Here is a 21,118-nt window from a genome sequence, read left to right on the forward strand (position 1 = left end):
AATTAGTGACCAAACAATAATTCACATTTAACAGCAGATATTTATACCTAAAGTCATTGGAATTGCAGGTAGGCAGCAAGCGCCCACGATAAGCTGATCACCTGCAACTTGAAAGATGACGGGTATAACCGTTTTTTCGGTTACAGGGACATTACTTATTATGACCAAAAGTCACACCATTATGATTGTCGATGACCACCCGCTAATGCGCCGAGGTATTCGCCAACTACTTGAGTTAGATAGCAATTTTGATGTTGTTACTGAGGCCAATTGTGGCAGCGACGCCATTATTGAAGCCGCCAGATATCAGCCAGATGTCATTCTGCTCGACCTGAATATGAAAGGCATGTCAGGGCTGGATACGCTAAAAGCGTTACGAAATGAAGGCATTGATGCGCGGATTATTATCCTCACCGTCTCTGATGCCCGCAACGATGTGTATGCCATGATTGATGCTGGCGCGGACGGTTATCTGCTCAAAGACAGCGAACCAGAAATATTGCTGGAAAATATCCGTCAGGCGGCACTGGGTGAAAAAGTATTCAGTGATGAAGTCGCGCTCTATTTATCGTCTCGCCACGAACAGGTTAATCCTTTCGGTGAATTAACCGAGCGCGAATTAGATGTGTTACAAGAAGTGGCACGCGGGATGTCCAATAAGCAGGTGGCTTTCGAGCTACACATTTCCGAAGAGACGGTGAAAGTGCATATCCGCAATTTATTGCGCAAGCTGAATGTGCGTTCACGTGTGGCGGCAACCATCATGTTTTTGGAAAATAAAAAATACTAGCCACCGCCCTGTGTGTTAATTGCCGCCACCCTGCTTCTCGCCGCGAGGCTATTCAATGGCCGCTAAAATAGAATCATGGTGATCGTAAATCCATTTTTTATTCAGTGGCCCCCAGCTCTCCAACTGGTAATAGCCTGCGTTATTGCGCACTCCATGTTGTACAAATATCAGTGTGATGCCCAAACCGGGCAGCGCTTTTAAGACATCCTGCAATGTTCGCCGTGGCCAGCCCGTCAATTCCATCAGGCGCGGCACGTTTAAGGCGTCGCCACGGCTGATAAGCCAGCACAGATAGAGGCGACGGGCAAATACGGGATTGAGTTCCATACACATTCCTATGTTGAGTCACTGCTATTCAGTCTACTTGATAGCCGAAAAAACACCTGTTTATCACTCTTTTCTGTATCAGGGTGAATTAACTCGGCTTTATCGAAGTTTTTTTACAGGTTCTCCATATTTTCTTCACGTTTCCTTCAGCTTTCCCGCGTAGAGTGCAGTGTCGAGTAGAGTGCAGTGTGGATTTTGCTGCAAATAATTTTTTTCCTATAGAGGCTGGCACTGCATGGCAAACTTTTTCATCGACCGCCCAATATTTGCTTGGGTATTGGCGATAATTATGTGTCTTACTGGGGCATTGGCAATCTCAACATTGCCTATTGAGCAATACCCCAATCTGGCACCGCCTAATGTGCGCATTAGTGCCTCCTATCCGGGTGCCTCGGCACAAACACTGGAAAACACCGTCACGCAGGTCATCGAACAGAGCATGACCGGGCTGGATAATCTGCTCTATATGTCATCACAAAGCAGCAACTCCGGCAGTGCATCGATAACCTTAACTTTCCAAGCTGGCACCGACCCTAACGAAGCCATGCAACAAGTGCAAAACCAGTTGCAATCTGCCATCAAAAAACTGCCACAAGATGTGCAGCAGCAAGGGGTTTCAGTCTCAAAATCAGGTGATAATACCCTGATGATGGTGGCGTTTGTCTCCACCGATGGCAGCATGGATAAGCAAGATATTGCCGACTATGTCGCCAGTAATCTGCAAGACCCCCTGAGTCGAATTGAAGGGGTGGGCAGTATTGATGCTTTCGGTTCGCAATATGCCATGCGCATCTGGCTCGACCCCAATAAACTCAATAATTATCAGCTCACAACACAAGATGTGGTCACCGCGATTCAGTCGCAAAATAGCCAGATCGCCGTCGGGCAACTGGGCGGAACACCCTCGGTTGATAATCAGGCATTGAATGCCACTATTAATGCACAATCTCAATTACAAACCCCCGAACAATTCAGGGAAATTACGCTGCGCGTCAATCAGGATGGCTCACTGGTCACCTTGGGCGATGTAGCAAAAATTGAGTTGGGTGCCGAGAAATATGACTATCTGAGCCGTTTTAACGGGCAAGCTGCGTCAGGTATGAGTGTCAAACTGGCCTCAGGGGCCAATGAGCTGCAAACCGATGCACTGGTCAAAGCCCGGCTGGCCGAACTGGCCCCCTTCTTCCCCCACGGCCTTGAAGCCAAAATCGCCTATGAAACCACCCCCTTCGTCAAAGCTTCAATCAAGGATGTGGTTAAAACGCTGTTGGAAGCCATTTTGCTGGTTTTCTTGGTGATGTATCTGTTTTTACAAAATTTCCGCGCTACGTTGATTCCGACCATCGCTGTGCCCGTGGTGCTGCTGGGGACCTTCGCGATCCTCTCGGTATTTGGCTTCAGTATTAACACCTTAACCATGTTTGCCATTGTGCTCGCCATCGGATTACTGGTGGATGATGCCATTGTGGTGGTGGAGAACGTCGAGCGGGTGATGAGCGAGGAGGGGCTAGACCCACGGGAGGCGACGCGCAAATCCATGGGGCAAATTCAGGGCGCACTGGTGGGGATTGCGCTGGTGTTGTCAGCGGTATTTATTCCGATGGCCTTCTTCGGCGGCACCACAGGGGCTATCTACCGCCAGTTCTCCATTACTATCGTCTCCGCCATGGTGCTCTCGGTACTGGTCGCATTGATTCTGACGCCAGCCCTTTGCGCCACCATGCTCAAGCCCATCAAGCCGGGGCATCATCACGCCAAACGCGGTTTCTTCGGCTGGTTTAACCGCATGTTTGATCGCAGCGCCCATCGTTACGAGCGCGGCGTGGCGCGAGTGTTGCACCACAGTCTGCGTTATATGCTGCTCTATTTACTGCTGCTGGGCGGGCTGGCGCTGCTGTTCGTCAAATTACCCACTTCGTTTTTACCATTGGAAGATCGCGGCGTCTTTATGGCGCAAGTCCAGCTTCCGGTAGGTTCCACCCAGCAACAGACACTGAAAGTGGTTGAGAAAGTGGAGGATTACTTCCTGACGACGGAGAAAGATACCGTGCTATCGGTATTCTCCACTGTGGGTTCCGGCCCCGGCGGTAACGGCCAGAACGTGGCACGATTATTCATCCGGCTCTCTGATTGGGAGCAGCGTAAAAGCAGCAATGACTCCTCCTTTGCCATTATTGAGCGCGCGACCAAAGCCTTTAATAAGATCAACGAGGCTAGAGTGTCCGTCAGTAGCCCACCGGCCATTTCAGGGTTGGGTGGCTCCTCAGGTTTTGATATGGAATTACAAGATCACGGCGGTTTAGGCCACGATAAATTGATGGCAGCCCGTGACCAGTTGTTGCAGATGGCATCGAAAGATCCCGCCCTGACTCGGGTGCGGCACAACGGTTTGGACGATAGCCCGCAGCTACAGATAGATATTGATCAGCGTAAAGCGCAAGCACTGGGGGTCTCGCTGGATGATATTAACAACACGCTGAAAACCGCGTGGGGGTCGACTTACGTTAACGATTTTGTTGATCGCGGGCGGGTGAAGAAGGTCTATGTGCAGTCGGAGGCCACGGCCCGTATGCTGCCGGAAGACGTCAATAAATGGTATGTGCGCAATAAGAGCGGCGGCATGGTGCCCTTCTCCGCGTTTTCGACGACACGCTGGGAGTATGGTTCACCACGGCTGGAGCGCTACAACGGCTATTCGGCACTGGAGATTGTCGGCGAGGCCGCGCCGGGGGTCAGTACCGGGACAGCCATGAATGTGATGGAGGATCTGGTTAAACAGCTACCCAATGGTTTTGGTCTGGAGTGGACCGGCATGTCCTATCAGGAGCGGCTATCGGGTTCGCAAGCCCCTGCCCTCTATGCTATTTCGCTGCTAGTGGTGTTCCTCTGTCTGGCAGCACTGTATGAGAGTTGGTCAATCCCCTTCTCCGTGATGCTGGTGGTGCCGCTTGGGGTGATTGGCGCAGTGGCCGCCACCTGGATGCGCGGGTTGGAGAATGACGTCTATTTCCAAGTTGGCTTGCTGACCATCATCGGGTTATCAGCCAAAAATGCCATTTTGATTGTTGAATTTGCCAGTGAATTGAACAGCAAAGGCAAAGATCTGGTGGAGGCCACACTGGAGGCGTCACGCCAGCGGCTGCGGCCCATTTTGATGACCTCACTGGCGTTTATCTTCGGCGTGTTGCCCATGACGATCAGCCAAGGGGCAGGCTCTGGCAGCCAACATGCGGTCGGGACGGGGGTAATGGGCGGGATGATTTCGGCCACGGTATTGGCGATATTCTTTGTGCCGCTGTTCTTTGTTCTGGTTCGCCGCCGCTTCCCCAGCAGACCACCACGCGCGAAAGAGTAAAGAGAGCCAACACAGCTGCGGCTTGAAAGATGCAACACACCTATACCCAATAGATTTCAAGTTGCAGGAAGGCGGCAAGCGAATAAATCCCGATGAACTTACATCAGTAAGTGATTCGGGTGCATGAGTGCAGCCAACACACCTGCGGCTTGAAAGATGAAGGGTATAAAAAAGGCAGATGCCGCAATGGCTCTGCCTTTCTGCGAGCGATCACTCGCCCCTGGTTATCTATCAATAAAACAACAAAAAGATATTTATTCTTACTGCCGGTTTATTCGCTTATGCCTTACGCAGCATAGCCTCGATAAACTCTTTCCACGTGCTTAACTCAAAATCAACCATAACGTCCTCTCTAATTATCGCCAATCATTATACGCCTATTTTTTGAACAGTCAAAATAGAAAGCAGGCGAATGAATTGAGCAATAAAAAAGCAGACTGATGACAAACTCCAATGACTCGATCGAGAACTGTGAGGACAGTCGGAAGAATAAAGCGTCCGCGCCAGGGAGGGCGCGGCTCGAGCCGTCAGGGATGGCTTGTTTTTACAAAGGGAAGACGGCGTCTTTACGATCCGCCTGTTCTCTCCGCCACTGACACTTTGTCACTAACCTGAGACCTGCTTTTCCTGAAAACAGATCTCAGACTGAACATCACCGCAACTCAGGTTTACCCCTTTGGAAACACCCACAAGTGCTCCACGGGCAGAGAGAGTGCGCATAACGCCTCGCGGCGAAGCTCGGCACCATAAGCGCGGATCACAAAATCGTCAGCCGCCGTGCGGAACAGATACTCCCAGCGGTCACCCAGATACATGCTGGTCAGCAAGGGCAGGTTGAGCTGGTTGCCATTTGGGTCATCCGCCAAATTGACGCGCTCAACCCGAATCACCGCCGTCCCCTCCTGACCCGCAACCACGCCCTCGCCTGCCCATCCCCACAGCGCCCAATCTTTACCCTCAATGCGCGCCTTGCCCTCACTGACTTGGGTAACCTTGCCATGTAAGCGGTTATTACTGCCCATAAATTCCGCTGTAAATAACGTGGTTGGCGAGCCATACATCTCCTGCGGGGTCCCTTGCTGCTCAATTTTACCGTTATTAAGCAGCAAGATACGATCAGAGATCGCCATCGCCTCATTTTGGTCGTGAGTCACCATCAGCGCCGACAAACCGAGTTTGATGATCAATTCACGCAGAAATACCCGCGCCTCCTCGCGCAGTTTGGCGTCCAGATTCGACAGCGGCTCATCCAGCAAAATCACCGGCGGGTTATAGACCAGCGCACGGCCAATGGCCACACGCTGCTGCTGTCCACCCGAGAGCTGATGGGGATGGCGATGGCCCAGCGCCCCCAGCCCCAGTTGGTCGAGTACCGCTTGCACCCGCTGAGTAATGTCCGCCGCCGATGTTTTGCGCAACTTCAGCGGGTACGCAATATTCTCAAACACCGTTTTATGCGGCCACAAGGCGTAAGACTGGAACACTAGCCCAAGATTGCGCTCTTCGGCGGGAATTTCGCGGCTAGTTTTACCGTCATAAACCCGATTTTCGCCAATAACAATGCAGCCCTGACTCGGTTTTTCTAAACCCGCGACTGCGCGCAGTAAGGTGGTTTTCCCACTGCCCGATGGCCCCAGTAGAGAGACCACTTCGCCGCGCTTCAATTCCATCGACACCCCTTTCAATACCGGGTTATCGCCATAGGTTAAATGCAAGTTATCTACTGATAATTCAATCATTTAATTTAACTCCAAAACGCAGTGCAATACCCAGCCCCAACACCACCAGCAGGATATTAATAAAGGAGAGCGCGGCAACGATATCAATAGCACCCGCCGCCCACAGTGAAACCAGCATCGAGCCGATGGTTTCTGTCCCCGGAGAAAGCAGATAAACCCCGGTGGAGTACTCACGCTCAAAAATCAGGAACATCAGCAGCCACGAACCAATCAGGCCATAGCGGGATAATGGAATGGTGACATGGCGGGTCACCTGACCCCGGCTAGCGCCGTTGCTCCGCGCCGCCTCTTCCAACTCCGGCCCCACTTGCAGCAAGGTCGAGGAGATCAGCCGCAAGCCATAGGCCATCCACACCACGGTATACGCCAGCCAGACGCTAAAGATGGTGCTGCGCAAGGAGCGGAGCCACACCACCAGATTCCCGCGCAGCCATTCGGCCATCGGTAACGAGGATAACCAGCCCTCTTTCAATGAGTTATCCAGCCACATCGGCAGGAACAGGAAGACCCACAAGAACGCCAACCCCGCCAGCAAGCCCGGCACCGCACGCGGCACCAATACGCTGTAGTCGAGGAACCGCGTTACGCCATCGGGTTTACGGTGCATGGCAATGCCGATAAACAGGTAGCAGATGACCGCTAACGCGCCACCAAACACCCCGATGGCCATTGAGTTGACGATAGCCCGCAGCAGGTTGGGTTGTTGCCAAATGGTGCGGAAGGTGTCGAGGGATAACTCATCCCAAAGTGAGACGCCCATGCCCCAGTTCGAGACAAAGGCTCGTAGCACCACACCCAGCAGCGGCACGCCAATAGTAACTGTCAGCCAAAATGCCACCACAGCACCGGCTATCCAACGCCATTTGCCCAAAGGCAAAAGCCGCGCCTGAGAAGCTTTACCTTTGACTGTCACAAAGCGGTTGGCGGTGCGCATCAGCATCCGTTGTAACATCACCAACGGAATAGTAATGCAGATCAGAACCACCGCCACAGCGGCCATCAGGTGGTAAGAGGGGGTGCCCAGTTTATTGGTCAACTGGTAGAGATAGGTCGCCAGCACCAAGTTGCCCTCAGGATCACCCAATACCAGCATCAGCCCGAACACTTCCAACCCAAGGAAGAACAGCAATACGGTGATATAGAGAATCGATGGGCGCACCATCGGCAAACTCACCGCCGTCATGACCTGCAAAGGCGAGGCACCCGCCGTGCGCGCCGCTTCTTCCACATCAGAGCCGACACTGCGCAGTGCCGATGAAATATAGAGGTAGGCGTGAGGAACATGGGTCAGGCCCGCAATCACCACGATGCTCGACATGGCATAAATATTCCATGGCACAAAACCGATCAGTGACTCCGCCCACAGGGAGAAGAAGCCCACTGGCCCTGCCGCCACCACGTAACCAAATCCCAGTACCATAGGTGAAACAAAAATAGGCACCAAAATCAGGGGTTCGATGATACGGCGGCCCGGCAAGTCAGTTCTGACCATCAAGAAGGCCAGAATCCCCCCCAATGGAATCGCGATCACCACCAGCCCAAAAGCCAGAATAAAACCACTTTTCAGCGCCTTGTAAAAGTCGGGATCAGCAAAGATGAAGCGGAACGCCTCAAGACTGAACACTTTAGATGGCGAGAAAAAGGGGGCGGAGAGAAAACTTTGAATAACAATAAATGACAGCGGTACGTAGATAACCAGTGTGGTTATCAATACCACCAAGCCGCGCGGCAAGCTTTGCCACTTTCTGCGCAATGCTTTCATAATGAGTCCCGTGGGTTAACGATCCATGATAAAACCAGTCAAATCAGGGTGCATACCGCCAATAGCCTCTATGCACCCAAGGGATTCTTTATTTTGCAGCGGCACTGCGCCACTGTTTGATGTAGTCCAGACGTTTAGCCTGCTCCATATACTCCAAGAGGCTCTCATCAACCGCGATAGGCTTGAGCGCATTGCCCAGCTTTTTGGTCAGACCATCAATGTCGTTGCTGCCCTCGATGTCGTTGCGAATCGAAGGGATATCAGATTGGTTAGCCAGAATATTTTGACCCGCTTCCGATAACACGTAGTTAACCCACAGTTTGGCCGCATTATTATTGGTCGCATTTTTACTGATAAAAGTGACACGCGACAGCACCAAGGTGTAGTCCTGCGGATAGGATATTCCCAGAGAAGGGTCTGTTTTAGCACGGGTTTCGGCGTAAGAGCCGAGGATGTTAAAGCCAATCAGATTCTCACCGGATGACACCCTTTCCATCATCGTACCGGTGGACGATTGCACCGTCAGTCCACCCTTGGCGATATCCGCCAGTGTCGCAAAATAGTTAGGATCCGCTTTGAAATCCTGTACCGAGAGCATGAAACCTAAACCTGATTTCTCAATATCATAGGTGGTGACTTTCTTTTTGAATTTATCAGGCTGGCTGGCGATCAGTTTTGCCAGTGCAGTATGGGTCGTCGGCACATCCGCTGCGGGAATCAAGCGCTTGTTATAGATGAAAACCACTGGCTCGTAAGTGGTGCCGTAGGCGCTATTTTTCCATACCGCCCATTTTGGCAGCTCACCCTGCTCTGGAGAGAGATACTCCTGCGCATAGTCGGTCGCCAACTTCAGCGCCGTATCCATTGATGAGCTCCATACCACGTCACCACTGAGGCTACCTGACGCCTGTTCGCTGATGTAGCGGTTGTATAACTCGGTGCTGTTCATGTCGTTGTATTCGACTTTAATCCCCGGATAGGCGGCTTCGAACCCCTTAATCAGCGGGGCGGCAGCCTTGATATCCGTAGAGGAGTACACCACCACTTTGCCCTCTTTTTTGGCTCCATCGATAATGTTTTGATAATCAGCAGGGTAATAGGTTGGGAGTTGAGCAGAGGCGGGAAGAGTAGCTAATGCAGCCGACGCCATCATCAATACTATAAATTTCCTTAACATGTTATTAACTCCAATATCCATTTGTGGAACGAAAAATCAACATATAGTCAATCAGTGGCCCTAAGCAATGAAGTTGATTTTTTGTCTTCTTGTTTTGTGATGGCGCTCATTTATCGCGCGATTGTGACCTGAAATCTGTCTCAAAAAGAGGTGTGCTAGGGGTTCATTAGGGGAGGTGTAGCGCAGGTGCTGCGTGAATGGGTGGCGCTCAGCTTGCCAGTGGCGTCATTCAGGAGTAGCGTGCTCAGTAATTCAGGCAATTTGTTTGCTAACACATGACTGTGTGTCACTTAAATGACTGTGTGTCACTTAACTTACTATGTAGAACCATGAAACACTCCATCGACTCGTTAAAAGAGCTGGGCCGTTATGATGATGCGGTGGCAATGGCGCAGAATTTGCTGCTCCGCTCACCCGATAACGCCAGTCTGATGTATAAAATCGCCTCTCTGTATGACATTCAAGGGCTGGAGTTGCAGGCGATCCCCTTCTATCGTGCCGCCATCGATCATCATCTGACCGGGAAAGAGTTACAGGAAGCCTATTTGGGGCTAGGTAGCACTTATCGGGCGCTGGGGTTATACCAAGCTTCGTTAGAGACCTTTGACCGCGCGCTGGCCACCTTCCCGCAAGCGAAAGAGATCACCTTGTTTCGTACCATGACGCTGTACAACTTGGGTGAAACCAAAGAGGCGGTTGCCGCGTTGCTGATCCTGCTGGCAGAAACCTCGAACCATCAGGACATCAGCCTTTACCAAAAAGCCATCCGCCACTATGCCGCTGACCTTGACCGCATCGGCTAAAGCCGTAGGTCATACCTGATTGTCGGAACGCCAAACAACACATAGCCATCTGGATTCAAACCTCATTTTCCCGCATGATGGGCTAATTGCTCCCGTTGAGCTGGGCAGCCGCATCAGTGGCTGCCCTGTTTTGTCACTCTAGCCGAGGTATTATTTTTCCATGTCAGATAGCCCAGCAACCCCATCATTGCGCCTTTATGGCATTAAAAATTGTGACACCATAAAAAAGGCCCGCCGCTGGCTGGAAGAACAAGGTATTGCCTACCAGTTCCACGATTATCGCGTGGACGGATTGAGTGATGAGCACCTGCAAGGCTTCATCGATAAGCTGGGTTGGGAGCCGCTGCTCAACACGCGCGGTACCACGTGGCGCAAGCTGCCAGAAGCCCAACGTGCGGGCATAACCGATGCCCAAAGCGCCAAAGTGTTGATGTTAGCGCAGCCAGCCATTATCAAGCGCCCACTGTTAGCAGCGGCCAATGGCGAAATGCTGCTGGGCTTCAACATTGAAAACTATCAATCCTTTATCCAACACCAAACCGCTATTGAGGTGCAATAACATGATCTGTCCGGTAATCGAACTGGCTCAACAATTAATTAAACGCCCGTCGCTTAGCCCGAATGATGCGGGTTGCCAAGAGATCATGATCAAGCGCTTAGAGGCCATTGGTTTTACTGTCGAACCGATGAATTTTGGCGATACCCTTAATTTCTGGGCATGGCGTGGTGAAGGCGAAACACTCGCGTTTGCCGGACATACCGACGTCGTTCCTACCGGTGATGAGCGTCATTGGAGCAGTCCGCCATTTGAGCCAACCATTCGTGACGGTATGCTGTATGGCCGTGGTGCCGCCGATATGAAAGGCTCACTGGCCGCCATGGTGGTTGCCGCTGAACGATTTGTTGCCGCGCATCCTGATCATAAAGGCCGATTGGCATTTATGATCACCTCCGATGAAGAGGCCAAAGCGATTAATGGCACGGTAAAAGTGGTGAATGCGCTGATGGCGCGGCATGAGCGGTTAGATTATTGTCTGGTCGGCGAACCTTCCAGCACCGATAGAGTCGGCGATGTGGTGAAAAATGGCCGCCGAGGCTCGATCACTGCCAACTTACGCATCCATGGCATTCAAGGACATGTGGCCTACCCCCATTTGGCTGATAATCCGGTGCACCGCGCTATGCCTGCCCTGAATGAGTTAGTGGCAACCCAGTGGGATGAGGGCAATGAGTTCTTCCCTGCCACCAGTATGCAGATTGCTAACTTACAGGCGGGCACTGGCAGCACTAACGTGATCCCCGGTGAGTTTTACGTGCAGTTTAACTTCCGTTTTAGTACCGAATTGACCGACAGCATGATTAAACAGCGGGTCGAAGCCCTGCTGGATCGCCATCAACTCAATTACACATTAGAATGGGTGCTCTCCGGCCAGCCATTTCTGACCGCACGAGGCGCATTAGTCGATGCGGTGGTTAACGCTGTCGAGCATTACGCCGAAATCACGCCACAACTTCTCACGACCGGTGGCACCTCGGATGGACGCTTTATCGCCTTAATGGGCGCTCAGGTGGTCGAACTGGGGCCAGTGAATGCCACCATCCATAAAGTGAATGAGTGCGTTCACGCGGCTGATTTACAACTGCTAAGCCGGATGTATCAGCGAATCATGGAGCAACTTATCGCATGACAGTTAATGCATTAACGCCACAGATGCTTACCGGGCGCTCAACGGCACATTTAGTGGTGTTAACCGGCAATCACCGCATGCAGCCGCAGGCCGTTGATGCCTTTCAGTCAATGCAGCAGGCGGCAAAAGCGGTAGGTTTTAATCTACAACCTGCCAGCACGTTTCGCGATTTTGACCGCCAATTAGCTATCTGGAATGGTAAATTTCGCGGTGAACGACCAGTATTAGATAAAGAGAGTCAGCCGATAGACGTCAGCCAGCTTGATGATGCGACCCGTTGTGAGGCTATTTTGCGGTGGTCTGCCCTGCCGGGGGCCAGCCGCCATCACTGGGGCAGTGATCTGGATATTTATGATCCCTCCCTGCTGCCAGCCGATAGCCGACTCCAACTGGAGCCATGGGAGTACGAAGCGGGCGGTTATTTTTACCCGCTAACCCAATGGCTGAGTGAGCATATGGCCGAATTTGGTTTTTATCGCCCCTTTAGCGAGGATACTGGCGGCGTCGCCGCAGAGCCTTGGCACTTGAGCTATCGTCCACTGGCGGCAGTCGCAGAGCATTTATTGACGCCAAAAATCTTGCTGGAAGCTTGGCAATCACAAGATGTGGCGGGCAGTGAGTGGCTGGCGAGCCATTTACCGATGATTTTTTCACGATTTATCGCGACACCCACTGATTTATTGCTACACCCACAATAGAGGGATTTTAACCATGCAATGGCTAGCAGATTACTGGTGGATTATCCTTATCCTACTGGCGGGCATTATCTTAAACGGCATCAAAGAGTTGCGCCGTCTCGATCATAAGAGTTTTTTGAGCAATAAGCCGGAGATTCCACCGCACCGCGACAATAATGCGGAATGGGATGACGACGATGATTGGCCGGATAAAAACAAGAAAAAGTAAATAGGTGCGAACAGCATACAGCGAAGGGAGCCTCTCCCCCTTCGCCAATCCTCTAGTTCGCGGCAATATCCTGTCGCAAATGGGCGATCGCCTGCTCAAGCATCGGCTGATTGATTCCATGCCCCATGTTAGGTACTAAATCCAACGTCACATCACTGCCTAATGCCGTTAAACTCTGGGCCGCATTTTTGGCATGTGCGACCGCGATCACCGCATCCTGTTCGCCATGAATCAGATGGATCACCACATCCGCTATCCGCTGCTGGGGTGAGGTGGCAAACCGACCACTGAAGCCAATAACTTGCCCAGCGAGTTGTGGCTGCGCTTTCACCCCCTCCAGTGACATGATGGTGCCCTGCGAGAAGCCGACCAATGTGGTCTGCTGTGCGCTCAGACCACTTTGTTGCTGCCACTGGCGTACCGTGGCAACGAACTGGGGAATCACTTCATCAATTCGCCCCTGACGGCCCTCCTCGGTGATCCCCTGAACCGAAAACCACTGCCGCCCATGGCCCATGCTGCTAGCAAATGGCCCATCAATACTGATCACCAGCGCCTGAGGAAAAGCTTGCGCGAAGTGACGTCCTACTGGTGCCATGCCAGCGGCACTGTCACCGACGCCATGAAACAGTATAATTAATTGCTCTGCCTTGGTGGGTTGCTGTACCACGATATGTTGCTGATCCATTGGAGGCCTTACTCATTGAATGACGATAGCATGACTATACGGCCGCTAATACGGCAGGGATATTGGGTTTTATTGATGGAGTTGGTGGGAATTATTGAAGGTGATTGGATTTGGTTGCGGCTACAAAGCCGACTCCTCACCAATCCGACCTTAAATGGCTCGCTCCTCCGCCATCCCTTCTGCTGCCTCCTGTCGCCAACGCGCCACGAGCGCCTTTCGCCCTGAAAGGCCCAGTGAGCTAACAATCTCTGCGGGTGAAATGCGTTGCTGCAAATATTGCCGCAGCGCAGGAAGGGGCAATTCTGTTTGCAACAATAAGCGCTGCAACGCAGGTAAACTGGCCTCTAACGGGCGGGAAGCCGAGGCAAAACCCGCCAACTCACGCCAGTCGTCGTCTTTTAAAGTGACATCCGGCTGTTCAGGCAGGGAGAGCGAGGCTGGCGTATCAATCTCAATCCATTGCTGCAACCAATACCAATCTCGCTCTAATTGCTGCCGTGCAGCGGTGCAGAGTGCTCGCCCGGCGTGACTCAGGGGCAATATCGCCATGGCGGCATAGCAGCCGCTACTGGCTTCTTGGTGGCTACCCATTCGCACTAGTTGGAATCCACAGGTGTGCCAAAAATGCGCTAATTCAGCGGTATAGCCAAAACTGACCGAAAGAAAATCCAGTTGATCTTGCAGCCCGCGCGCCTGCTCTGCGGCAATCATCTGCCGGGCAATCCCCTGCCGACGCCATGAGGGGGCGACCGCCACGCGGCTGATACGCCGTGATAGCAGGATCGGCGCTTGCCACTGCCCACTGTGAGCCGCCAGTGATTGCGCCACTAAACTGCCTTTGGGCCGCCGCCTGCCCGCCCAAACATCTTGGGCCAACGCATGGCTCAAGCCGCCTTCATCTACCAGCCACAGTGCGCCGACCACGGAGTCAGCCACCTTCGCCGCAGAGAAATGCATCCCCGGCGCATCCATCAAACGCCGCAAATCCAGAGGTGTAGTCCGGTAATGCGCACTGGAGAGCAAACCATAAAATTGCCGCAGTAATTCGGGGTTATCCCGCCAATCTCGCTGCTCGCAGGCAATGATATCGACTGACGAGGAGGAGGGTGTTGTCAGCGGCCACGTCTCATCAAACAGCATGACCGCATCCACAATGCGCTCCAACGGATCGTGGCTGGCCCAACGAATAGGGTCCGTCAGTGTCAAGTGATGCCAATCGTTCAGGGTGGCGCAAAATTTCAGTAAAAATCCGCGTCCGGTGCCTTCGTAGCCCTGCACCGTGGTGGTTAATAGCGCGCGCGGGAAGTAGGCCAGTAGCGCGGAGAGTAATGCCGTGGGGATAGCGGCGGCCTCATCAATCAATAGCCAATCAACCTCACTGACATCGTGCTGGCGGCAGTAATCCAGCAGGGCATCCGGCGCCCAAAACTGCGCCCGTTCACCCGCGTGCGCATTCAATACTTGCGTGGCGGCTTTGCCCGGCCCGGTCACCCAGCAGCGACCTTGCCACTGTGCCACCAACATGCCTGCAAGGGTCGATTTACCACGTCCACGCGCGGCAGTCAGCACCCAGACACCCTGTTTGGCCTGCATCAAACGCTGAAGAATATTTTGTTGCTCAATAGTAGGAGAGCCATCAGGCCGCTGCCAGTTGGGTCGTGAATCCACCATCAGCATCGGTTGCGGCTGGCCCTCTTGCCACAAGAGCACATAGGGATCAGCCAACAGTTGGCGTTGCAGATGCTGGATAAAGTGGGGTGTGGCGATTGGCTCACCCTGCTCACTCCATCGCAAGCTATCCGTATCCGGTAGGCTCGACCAGCGCCCCCACTCTGGCACCAAAAGCACCAGCCAGCTTCCTGCCTGTAATGTGCCCGCCAGCACCGCCAGTGCCTCGGTATTCAAGCCGTCAGTAGCATCAAATATGCCGTGCACCCCCTCCTGACCCAATAAGGTTTTTGCCGCTGTTGGCGGAAGGCCATGGGTGTCGGCGGGTAAATCCTCGCCCAGCCACAGCCAATCTCCCGGCAGTTGCCGACGGAGATTGAGCGCCTGTTGCCGTGACCACTCAGCGCTACCACTGAGGACCAGTAAGCGGCGAATCCCCTGCTGCGCCATCAGCGGCTGGCTGGCAACAATCCCATGGCTCACGCTAGGATTTACCAATCACCAGCGAGAGTAATCCGGCGGCGATCAATGGCCCAACCGGCACACCTCGGAATAATGCCACCCCCAGAACCGTCCCGACCAACAACCCAGCCACTACCGAGGGTTGATGTGTCATTAACGAAACACCTCGCCCGCCGAGCCACGACACCGCCACACCCACCACAATGGCTAATATTGACTTCCATTGCACAAAGGAGTGGAGCACCTCGCTGGCGCTGATTTTACCGCTGGCAATCGGGGTCATCACCCCAATAGTCAAGATCAGGATACCGATGGTTAAGCCATATTTCTCTATCCACGGGAAGAACTGATTCAGGGGGGTAATGCGAATGGCGAGTAGTGTCAGAATGGCTAATGTGACGGTCATATTGTGGCTGATGATTCCGAGCGCAGCCAACGCCAATAGAATCAATAGAGTGGGATCAAGAGCGGCCATGGTTATCTTTGCCTTGCAAGAGATGCCGGCAGCGAGAGTGCCGGCAAGAAAAAAGTGCGGTTATGATAGTCGCTGCTGACGCGAGGTTCTAGCGCTATTAGCGGCTGGCAAAGGTATTGCAGCTATTGGGGTCGCCACTGTCGAATCCACGTTTAAACCAAGTATAACGTTGCTGTGAGGTGCCGTGCGTGAAGCTGTCAGGCACCACGCGCCCTTGGCTCTGCTGCTGGAGTCGGTCATCACCAATGGCCTGCGCGGCATTCAGAGCCTCTTGCAAGTCCCCGACCTCCAGCACTTGCTGTTCGTCCATCGCTTTGCCCCACACGCCCGCAAAACAGTCTGCCTGCAACTCCATTTTGACCGATAGGCGATTGGCCTCTGCTTGCGTCGCGCCCTGTTGCTGTTGGCGCACTTTGGTGTCGATGCCCATTAAGTGCTGCACATGGTGCCCCACTTCGTGAGCAATCACATAGGCTTGCGCGAAATCACCGTCTGCTCCCAGCTTGTTTTTCATCTCTTCGTAGAAAGATAAATCGATATAAACCGTGCTGTCTGCCGGGCAGTAAAATGGCCCCATCACTGATTGTCCGGTGCCGCAGCCAGTGCGGGTTGCGCCACGGTACATCACCAATTTAGGTTCTTGATAGGTGCGGCCCATTTTCTGGAAAATCGGTTTCCAGGTATCTTCCGTGTCCGCCAGAATCACCGAGGTGAACTTGGCATACTGGTCATCTTTGGCGCTGATGGAGCTTGATGAGCGCGGCGGTGCCTGAGTTTGCGACATGGGATCACTGCCATTCAACAGTGGCGTCAGATCAACCCCATAGTAGCCCGCGACCAGCACCACAATCAGGATGACAATGCCGCCCTTGCCGCCAATCGGCGGTCGAAATCCACCGCCACCACCGGATGAGTCACCCCGCCGATCTTCTACATTGTCACTTTCGCGACGACCTTGCCAACGCATAGCTTTGCTCCCAAATATATTCCATACGTATTATCGTAGGAAATCAGAGAGCCTAATACCATTAAAAGTACAAATGATTAATGCCACGGGGGAAAATAAGAAGAGTTGAGGGGGAGATAGAACTATCTCCCCTTAAAACGTAATCGATTGCGCGGTTAGTCTAATTTTACGCCAATACGGTGCGCAACTTCTTCATAGGCTTCAATCAAACCACCCAAGCTCTGACGGTAGCGGTCTTTATCCATCTTGTTGAGGGTCTTCTTATCCCACAAGCGGCTGCCATCAGGTGAGAACTCATCACCCAATACCACTTCACCGTTGAACAGGCCAAATTCCAACTTGAAGTCCACCAAGATTAAGCCAGCATCGTCAAACAGCTTGCTCAGCACATCATTGGCTAAATAGCTCAGCTCTTTCATCCGCGCTAATTGTGCTTCTGTCGCCCAACCAAAGGTTTTGCAGTAAGACTCGTTAACCATCGGGTCATGCATCGCGTCGTTCTTCAAAAACAGATCAAACAGCGGTGGGTTCAGTTCCAAACCCTCTTCGATACCCAGACGTTTGACCAAGGAGCCAGCCGCGCGGTTACGGATAACGCATTCAACCGGGATCATATCCAGTTTTTTCACCAGCACTTCGGTATCAGACAGCAAACGCTCCATCTGAGTAGGAATTCCGGCCGCTTCTAATTTAGCCATAATAAAATGGTTAAATTTGTTGTTTACCATGCCCTTACGATCGAATTGCTCAATGCGCTGACCATCCAGTGCTGACGTATCGTTACGGAACTCCAATACCAATAGGTCAGGATTTTCGGTGGTGTAGACGGTCTTCGCCTTCCCACGATACAACTCAGCTAGCTTTTGCATCTTAATTACTCCAGTAATGTGAAATGTAACTCGCCATAAAATGACTAAGCCCTAAATAATTCGAGTTGCAGGAAGGCGGCAAGAGAGAGAACCCCGAGGAGCTTACATCAGTAAGTGATTCGGGTTATTGAACATAGCCAACGCACATGCAGCTTGAAGTATGAGGGGGTTAAAGGGGCCGAAGCCCCTTTGGTTTTATTGGGTATTTGTGGCGCTTGTCTGGCTAAACGCCGCCTGGAACACCGCGACCAGCGCATCATTCTGCGACTGGGTTAGGGTGTGCCCTTTCGGGCCGATGAATTGCAAGCTACTGCGGTTATCAAGGTCACCGACTTGCAGCTTGTAATCACCTTCTGGCAATTCAGGGTCTTTAGCTCCCAACGCATCCCAGCTACTGCTGCTCATGGATTTGTTGGTCACATTGATTGAGCCTTGCGGACGGCTGCGGTCAGTCACTTTCATGCCGACTTTCTCAAGTGCGGCGGGCAGACGCTCCCACAGCACAGCATAAGGTGCGCGGACAATCAGTTGTGGTAGACCCGTGTCATCGCTGCCGCTTTGCACGTCGAGTGTACCCACTTTACGGGCAGCTTGACTGCTTTCGCTGTCAGAACGGACCTTATCCAAGCCTTCGATAATGGCATTCAGCATTGCGCCATTGTAGCGCTGGATTTCGGTATAGCTGGTAATGGGCTGACCGCCCTGCTGTAAAGCAAGGGATTTCACCACCAAGACCAACTGATAACCCTGCTCCTGCACACTTATCTGATAACGGCCTTCAAACTGTACGTCTTCATCAGCGCGATTCCATTTAACCCAATCCGTGGTCAAGGTTTGGCTGGCATCCTGACGGCTGGCTATCGCCCAGTTTTTATCTTGAAGGACGCGGGTCACCTGCGCCCACAGATTACGGTTTTGCGGGCTATTTTCTAACAATAGCTTGCTGGTATCGTTAGCATTTTCAGCGCGAGAGCCGCTTAACAATGCCAGGGGTTGTACCGGAGGACGGATGTCCAACTGCTTACCCACAGCGCCTTGAGAGTTGACGGTACGGACATCAAAATCGCCATTTTGTACTGGCAGAATCATTCCTGCGGGTGAGTTAAGCGGTTTCAGCCCCGGTGCTTCCAGATAAGATTCGTCACCGCCAACCTGGCGTTTGTAGCGTTGGTCAGTGGTACAGCCTGCTAGCAGCATGGCCAGCGAAACACCCACTACCGTGACTACCGTCGACTTTTGCAATGTTATTGCCATCAAATTTCCCTAAGAGTTACAGCAAACCTGCGCTTTTCAGCGCGTCTTCCACAATCCGTTTAGCCGGATCAGTCAGCGGGGTCATGGGCAGACGCAAAGTGTCATTCGCCATGAGTCCCAGTTGCTTTGCGGCCCATTTCACCGGAATTGGGTTTGCTTCTACAAATAAATGCTGATGCAGTGGCATCAAGCGCTGATTCAAACGGCGTGCTTCTGCAAAGTTGCCTTGTGCCGCTAATGCACAAAGTTCAGCCATTTCACGTGCAGCGATGTTCGCCGTCACGGAAATAACCCCTTTGCCGCCCAGTTGCATAAAGTCTAGCCCGCTAGCATCGTCACCACTGAGCAGGATGAAATCTTCATCATCAACCAGCACTTGGATCTGACTAACACGACTTAAGTTCCCTGTTGCCTCTTTAACAGCAACAATATTTTTAATCTTGGCTAAGCGGGCAATGGTTGGCGGCAACATATCGCAACCGGTACGCGAAGGCACATTATAGAGAATTTGGGGCAAATCGGTACTTTCAGCAATCGCTTTGAAGTGCTGATATAGCCCTTCCTGCATTGGCCGATTGTAATATGGCGTCACAGTCAAGCAACCCACAACACCGGTGTTATTGAATCGTTGCGTGAGAGAAATGGCTTCGGAGGTGGCATTAGCGCCGGTTCCAGCAATGATGGGAATGCGGCCATCAGCCAGTTCGAGGGTCTGCATGACCACATCGACATGCTCGTCATGGTTCAGTGTGGCAGACTCACCCGTGGTGCCCACGGAGACAATCGCCGCAGTACCGCTGGCGACATGATAATCAATCAGTTTCTTCAGGCTCGCACGATCGACAGCACCTTTGTCGTCCATCGGCGTTACCAGTGCAACTATGCTACCTGTAAACATTCGATTTTCTGTAATTACCGGACTTCCCGTAGACATTGACCACCCCCACCTTAAACAAGTTACTCATGGTACTTTTGACCTCTATCCAAAAGCAAGCAAACAACTGTGTTGTAAGCGCTTGGCAGCAGGTTTTTTTTGTGTTTACCATGGTAACCCCAAAGAGCATGACAGGAAGAGCGATTTTGCCGCAGCTTGATGAACATTATCTGGTCATTACCGCACTGGGTGCTGACCGCCCTGGAATCGTCAATACTATCACCCGCCATGTCAGTAGCTGCGGTTGTAATATTGAAGATAGCCGACTGGCTATGTTCGGTGAAGAGTTCACCTTTATTATGCTGCTTTCAGGCAGTTGGAATGCCATTACTCTGCTGGAATCAACCTTGCCGCAAAAAGGCGCAGAGCTTGATTTGTTGATTGTGATGAAGCGTACCAATGCCCAAGACCAGAAAGCGATGCCAGCGACAGTATGGGTAAAAGTGGAAGTGAATGACTCCCCACATATTATTGAACGCTTTACCAACCTGTTCCATTGCCACAATATGAATATCGCGGAGTTGGTTTCTAAAACTCAATCGGCGGAAAGCGATACGCCTCCTCGGTTGCATATTCAGATAAGTGCACACAGTCCCGCCAGCCAAAACAGTTCGATAATTGAACACGCTTTTTATCAGCTATGTACAGAACTCAATGCGCAAGGCAGTATTAGCGTTGTGAACTATCCACAGCATGACTCACGAATGGAGAGTTAGTAATGAGCCCATTGAAAGCCGGTGATTTAGCGCCGAAGTTTAGTTTGCCCGACCAAGATGGCGAGCAAATTAGTTTGGCCGACTTCCAGGGACAACGTGTCTTGGTCTATTTTTATCCTAAAGCCATGACACCGGGCTGTACTGTTCAGGCCTGTGGTCTGCGGGACAACATGGATGAATTAAAAAGCGCAGGCGTCGAAGTGCTGGGTATTAGCACCGATAAACCTGAAAAGCTGTCGCGTTTCGCAGAGAAAGAGCTGCTGAATTTCACTTTGTTGTCTGACGAAGATCATCAGGTTGCAGAGCAATTTGGCGTTTGGGGCGAGAAAAGTTTTATGGGTAAAACCTACGATGGTATCCACCGTATCAGCTTCTTAATTGATGCCGACGGTAAGGTGGAGCATGTGTTTGATAATTTCAAAACGACCAATCACCACGATATTGTGATGGACTATTTGCGCCAAAGCGCCTGAGTCGTTTCGTTATCACTGCTACCCATAAAAAGCAAAAAAGAGCGTTTAGGCGCTCTTTGAGTTTG

At 52.1% G+C, this 21,118-nt stretch carries 20 protein-coding genes; 9 read left to right on the top strand and 11 right to left on the bottom strand.

Annotated features, from left to right (window positions below):
• Positions 1-160 precede the first annotated feature (160 nt).
• Positions 161-790 (top strand): response regulator, encoded by a 630-nt coding sequence (locus tag HRD69_RS19355; protein ID WP_004878032.1) that lies wholly within the window; start codon positions 161-163, stop codon positions 788-790.
• Between the two features lie 48 nt (positions 791-838).
• Here the strand turns inward: HRD69_RS19355 and HRD69_RS19360 are convergent, their stop codons facing one another.
• A complete protein-coding gene (locus HRD69_RS19360) occupies positions 839-1,117 on the bottom strand; it encodes a winged helix-turn-helix domain-containing protein (RefSeq protein ID WP_004878030.1) in 279 nt (92 codons plus the stop codon).
• 235 nt (positions 1,118-1,352) lie between these two features.
• Here HRD69_RS19360 and acrD point away from each other — a divergent pair, with 235 nt between their 5' ends.
• Positions 1,353-4,472, top strand: coding sequence for a multidrug efflux RND transporter permease AcrD (gene acrD, locus HRD69_RS19365; protein ID WP_004878027.1), 3,120 nt, complete (start codon positions 1,353-1,355; stop codon positions 4,470-4,472).
• A gap of 668 nt (positions 4,473-5,140) precedes the next feature.
• Here the strand turns inward: acrD and HRD69_RS19370 are convergent.
• The 3 genes from HRD69_RS19370 to HRD69_RS19380 form a co-directional block, all read right to left on the bottom strand.
• Entirely contained in the window at positions 5,141-6,211 is a 1,071-nt protein-coding gene (locus HRD69_RS19370; RefSeq protein WP_032815267.1) for an ABC transporter ATP-binding protein, read from the bottom strand.
• Positions 6,204-7,973 carry an ABC transporter permease gene (locus tag HRD69_RS19375; RefSeq protein WP_004876844.1) on the bottom strand — a complete coding sequence of 590 codons (1,770 nt, stop codon included), beginning with the start codon at positions 7,971-7,973 and terminating at the stop codon, positions 6,204-6,206. Before HRD69_RS19375 ends, HRD69_RS19370 begins: the two co-directional genes overlap by 8 nt.
• 88 nt (positions 7,974-8,061) lie before the next feature.
• Positions 8,062-9,150 (bottom strand): ABC transporter substrate-binding protein, encoded by a 1,089-nt coding sequence (locus tag HRD69_RS19380; RefSeq protein WP_032815266.1) that lies wholly within the window; start codon positions 9,148-9,150, stop codon positions 8,062-8,064.
• 329 nt (positions 9,151-9,479) lie between these two features.
• Between HRD69_RS19380 and HRD69_RS19385 the strand changes: the two genes are divergently transcribed.
• From HRD69_RS19385 to HRD69_RS19405, 5 genes are all read left to right on the top strand, one after another.
• Positions 9,480-9,953 (top strand): tetratricopeptide repeat protein, encoded by a 474-nt coding sequence (locus tag HRD69_RS19385; RefSeq protein ID WP_004876842.1) that lies wholly within the window; start codon positions 9,480-9,482, stop codon positions 9,951-9,953.
• Between the two features lie 160 nt (positions 9,954-10,113).
• Positions 10,114-10,512 (top strand): ArsC family reductase, encoded by a 399-nt coding sequence (locus tag HRD69_RS19390; RefSeq protein WP_004876841.1) that lies wholly within the window; start codon positions 10,114-10,116, stop codon positions 10,510-10,512.
• 1 nt (position 10,513) lies between these two features.
• The gene (gene dapE / locus HRD69_RS19395) at positions 10,514-11,641 is read left to right on the top strand and encodes a succinyl-diaminopimelate desuccinylase (RefSeq protein ID WP_004876840.1); all 1,128 of its coding nucleotides are present in this window, start codon (positions 10,514-10,516) and stop codon (positions 11,639-11,641) included.
• Positions 11,638-12,339: a M15 family metallopeptidase gene (locus HRD69_RS19400; protein WP_050413218.1), complete on the top strand. Its 702-nt coding sequence runs from the start codon at positions 11,638-11,640 to the stop codon at positions 12,337-12,339. The genes dapE and HRD69_RS19400 overlap by 4 nt, the downstream gene beginning before the upstream one ends.
• Before the next feature lie 13 nt (positions 12,340-12,352).
• On the top strand, positions 12,353-12,547 hold the full coding sequence (locus HRD69_RS19405; protein ID WP_004876838.1) for a YpfN family protein: 195 nt from the start codon (positions 12,353-12,355) through the stop codon (positions 12,545-12,547).
• 52 nt (positions 12,548-12,599) lie between these two features.
• Here the strand turns inward: HRD69_RS19405 and ypfH are convergent, their stop codons facing one another.
• The 7 genes from ypfH to dapA form a co-directional block, all read right to left on the bottom strand.
• A complete protein-coding gene (gene ypfH, locus HRD69_RS19410) occupies positions 12,600-13,235 on the bottom strand; it encodes an esterase (protein WP_004876837.1) in 636 nt (211 codons plus the stop codon).
• 150 nt (positions 13,236-13,385) lie between these two features.
• Positions 13,386-15,386 (bottom strand): tRNA(Met) cytidine acetyltransferase TmcA, encoded by a 2,001-nt coding sequence (locus tag HRD69_RS19415; protein WP_004876836.1) that lies wholly within the window; start codon positions 15,384-15,386, stop codon positions 13,386-13,388.
• A 1-nt stretch (position 15,387) separates the two neighbouring features.
• The gene (locus HRD69_RS19420; protein WP_004876835.1) at positions 15,388-15,840 is read right to left on the bottom strand and encodes a DUF441 domain-containing protein; all 453 of its coding nucleotides are present in this window, start codon (positions 15,838-15,840) and stop codon (positions 15,388-15,390) included.
• Positions 15,841-15,937: 97 nt separating this feature from the next.
• Entirely contained in the window at positions 15,938-16,807 is an 870-nt protein-coding gene (gene ypfJ, locus HRD69_RS19425) for a KPN_02809 family neutral zinc metallopeptidase (RefSeq protein WP_004876834.1), read from the bottom strand.
• A 155-nt stretch (positions 16,808-16,962) separates the two neighbouring features.
• On the bottom strand, positions 16,963-17,676 hold the full coding sequence (gene purC / locus HRD69_RS19430) for a phosphoribosylaminoimidazolesuccinocarboxamide synthase (RefSeq protein WP_004876833.1): 714 nt from the start codon (positions 17,674-17,676) through the stop codon (positions 16,963-16,965).
• 195 nt (positions 17,677-17,871) lie between these two features.
• Positions 17,872-18,930 carry an outer membrane protein assembly factor BamC gene (gene bamC / locus HRD69_RS19435; RefSeq protein WP_004876832.1) on the bottom strand — a complete coding sequence of 353 codons (1,059 nt, stop codon included), beginning with the start codon at positions 18,928-18,930 and terminating at the stop codon, positions 17,872-17,874.
• A 16-nt stretch (positions 18,931-18,946) separates the two neighbouring features.
• Positions 18,947-19,828 carry a 4-hydroxy-tetrahydrodipicolinate synthase gene (gene dapA / locus HRD69_RS19440; protein ID WP_032815264.1) on the bottom strand — a complete coding sequence of 294 codons (882 nt, stop codon included), beginning with the start codon at positions 19,826-19,828 and terminating at the stop codon, positions 18,947-18,949.
• A 182-nt stretch (positions 19,829-20,010) separates the two neighbouring features.
• Between dapA and HRD69_RS19445 the strand changes: the two genes are divergently transcribed.
• Complete coding sequence (locus tag HRD69_RS19445) at positions 20,011-20,580, top strand: glycine cleavage system transcriptional repressor (protein ID WP_032815263.1); 570 nt, start codon at positions 20,011-20,013, stop codon at positions 20,578-20,580.
• A gap of 2 nt (positions 20,581-20,582) precedes the next feature.
• Positions 20,583-21,053 (top strand): thioredoxin-dependent thiol peroxidase, encoded by a 471-nt coding sequence (bcp, locus tag HRD69_RS19450; protein ID WP_004876829.1) that lies wholly within the window; start codon positions 20,583-20,585, stop codon positions 21,051-21,053.
• The last annotated feature ends 65 nt before the right edge of the window (positions 21,054-21,118 follow it).

Origin of the sequence: Yersinia mollaretii ATCC 43969 (assembly GCF_013282725.1) — a bacterium.
In the GTDB taxonomy this organism is placed as follows: Bacteria; Pseudomonadota; Gammaproteobacteria; order Enterobacterales; family Enterobacteriaceae; genus Yersinia; species Yersinia mollaretii.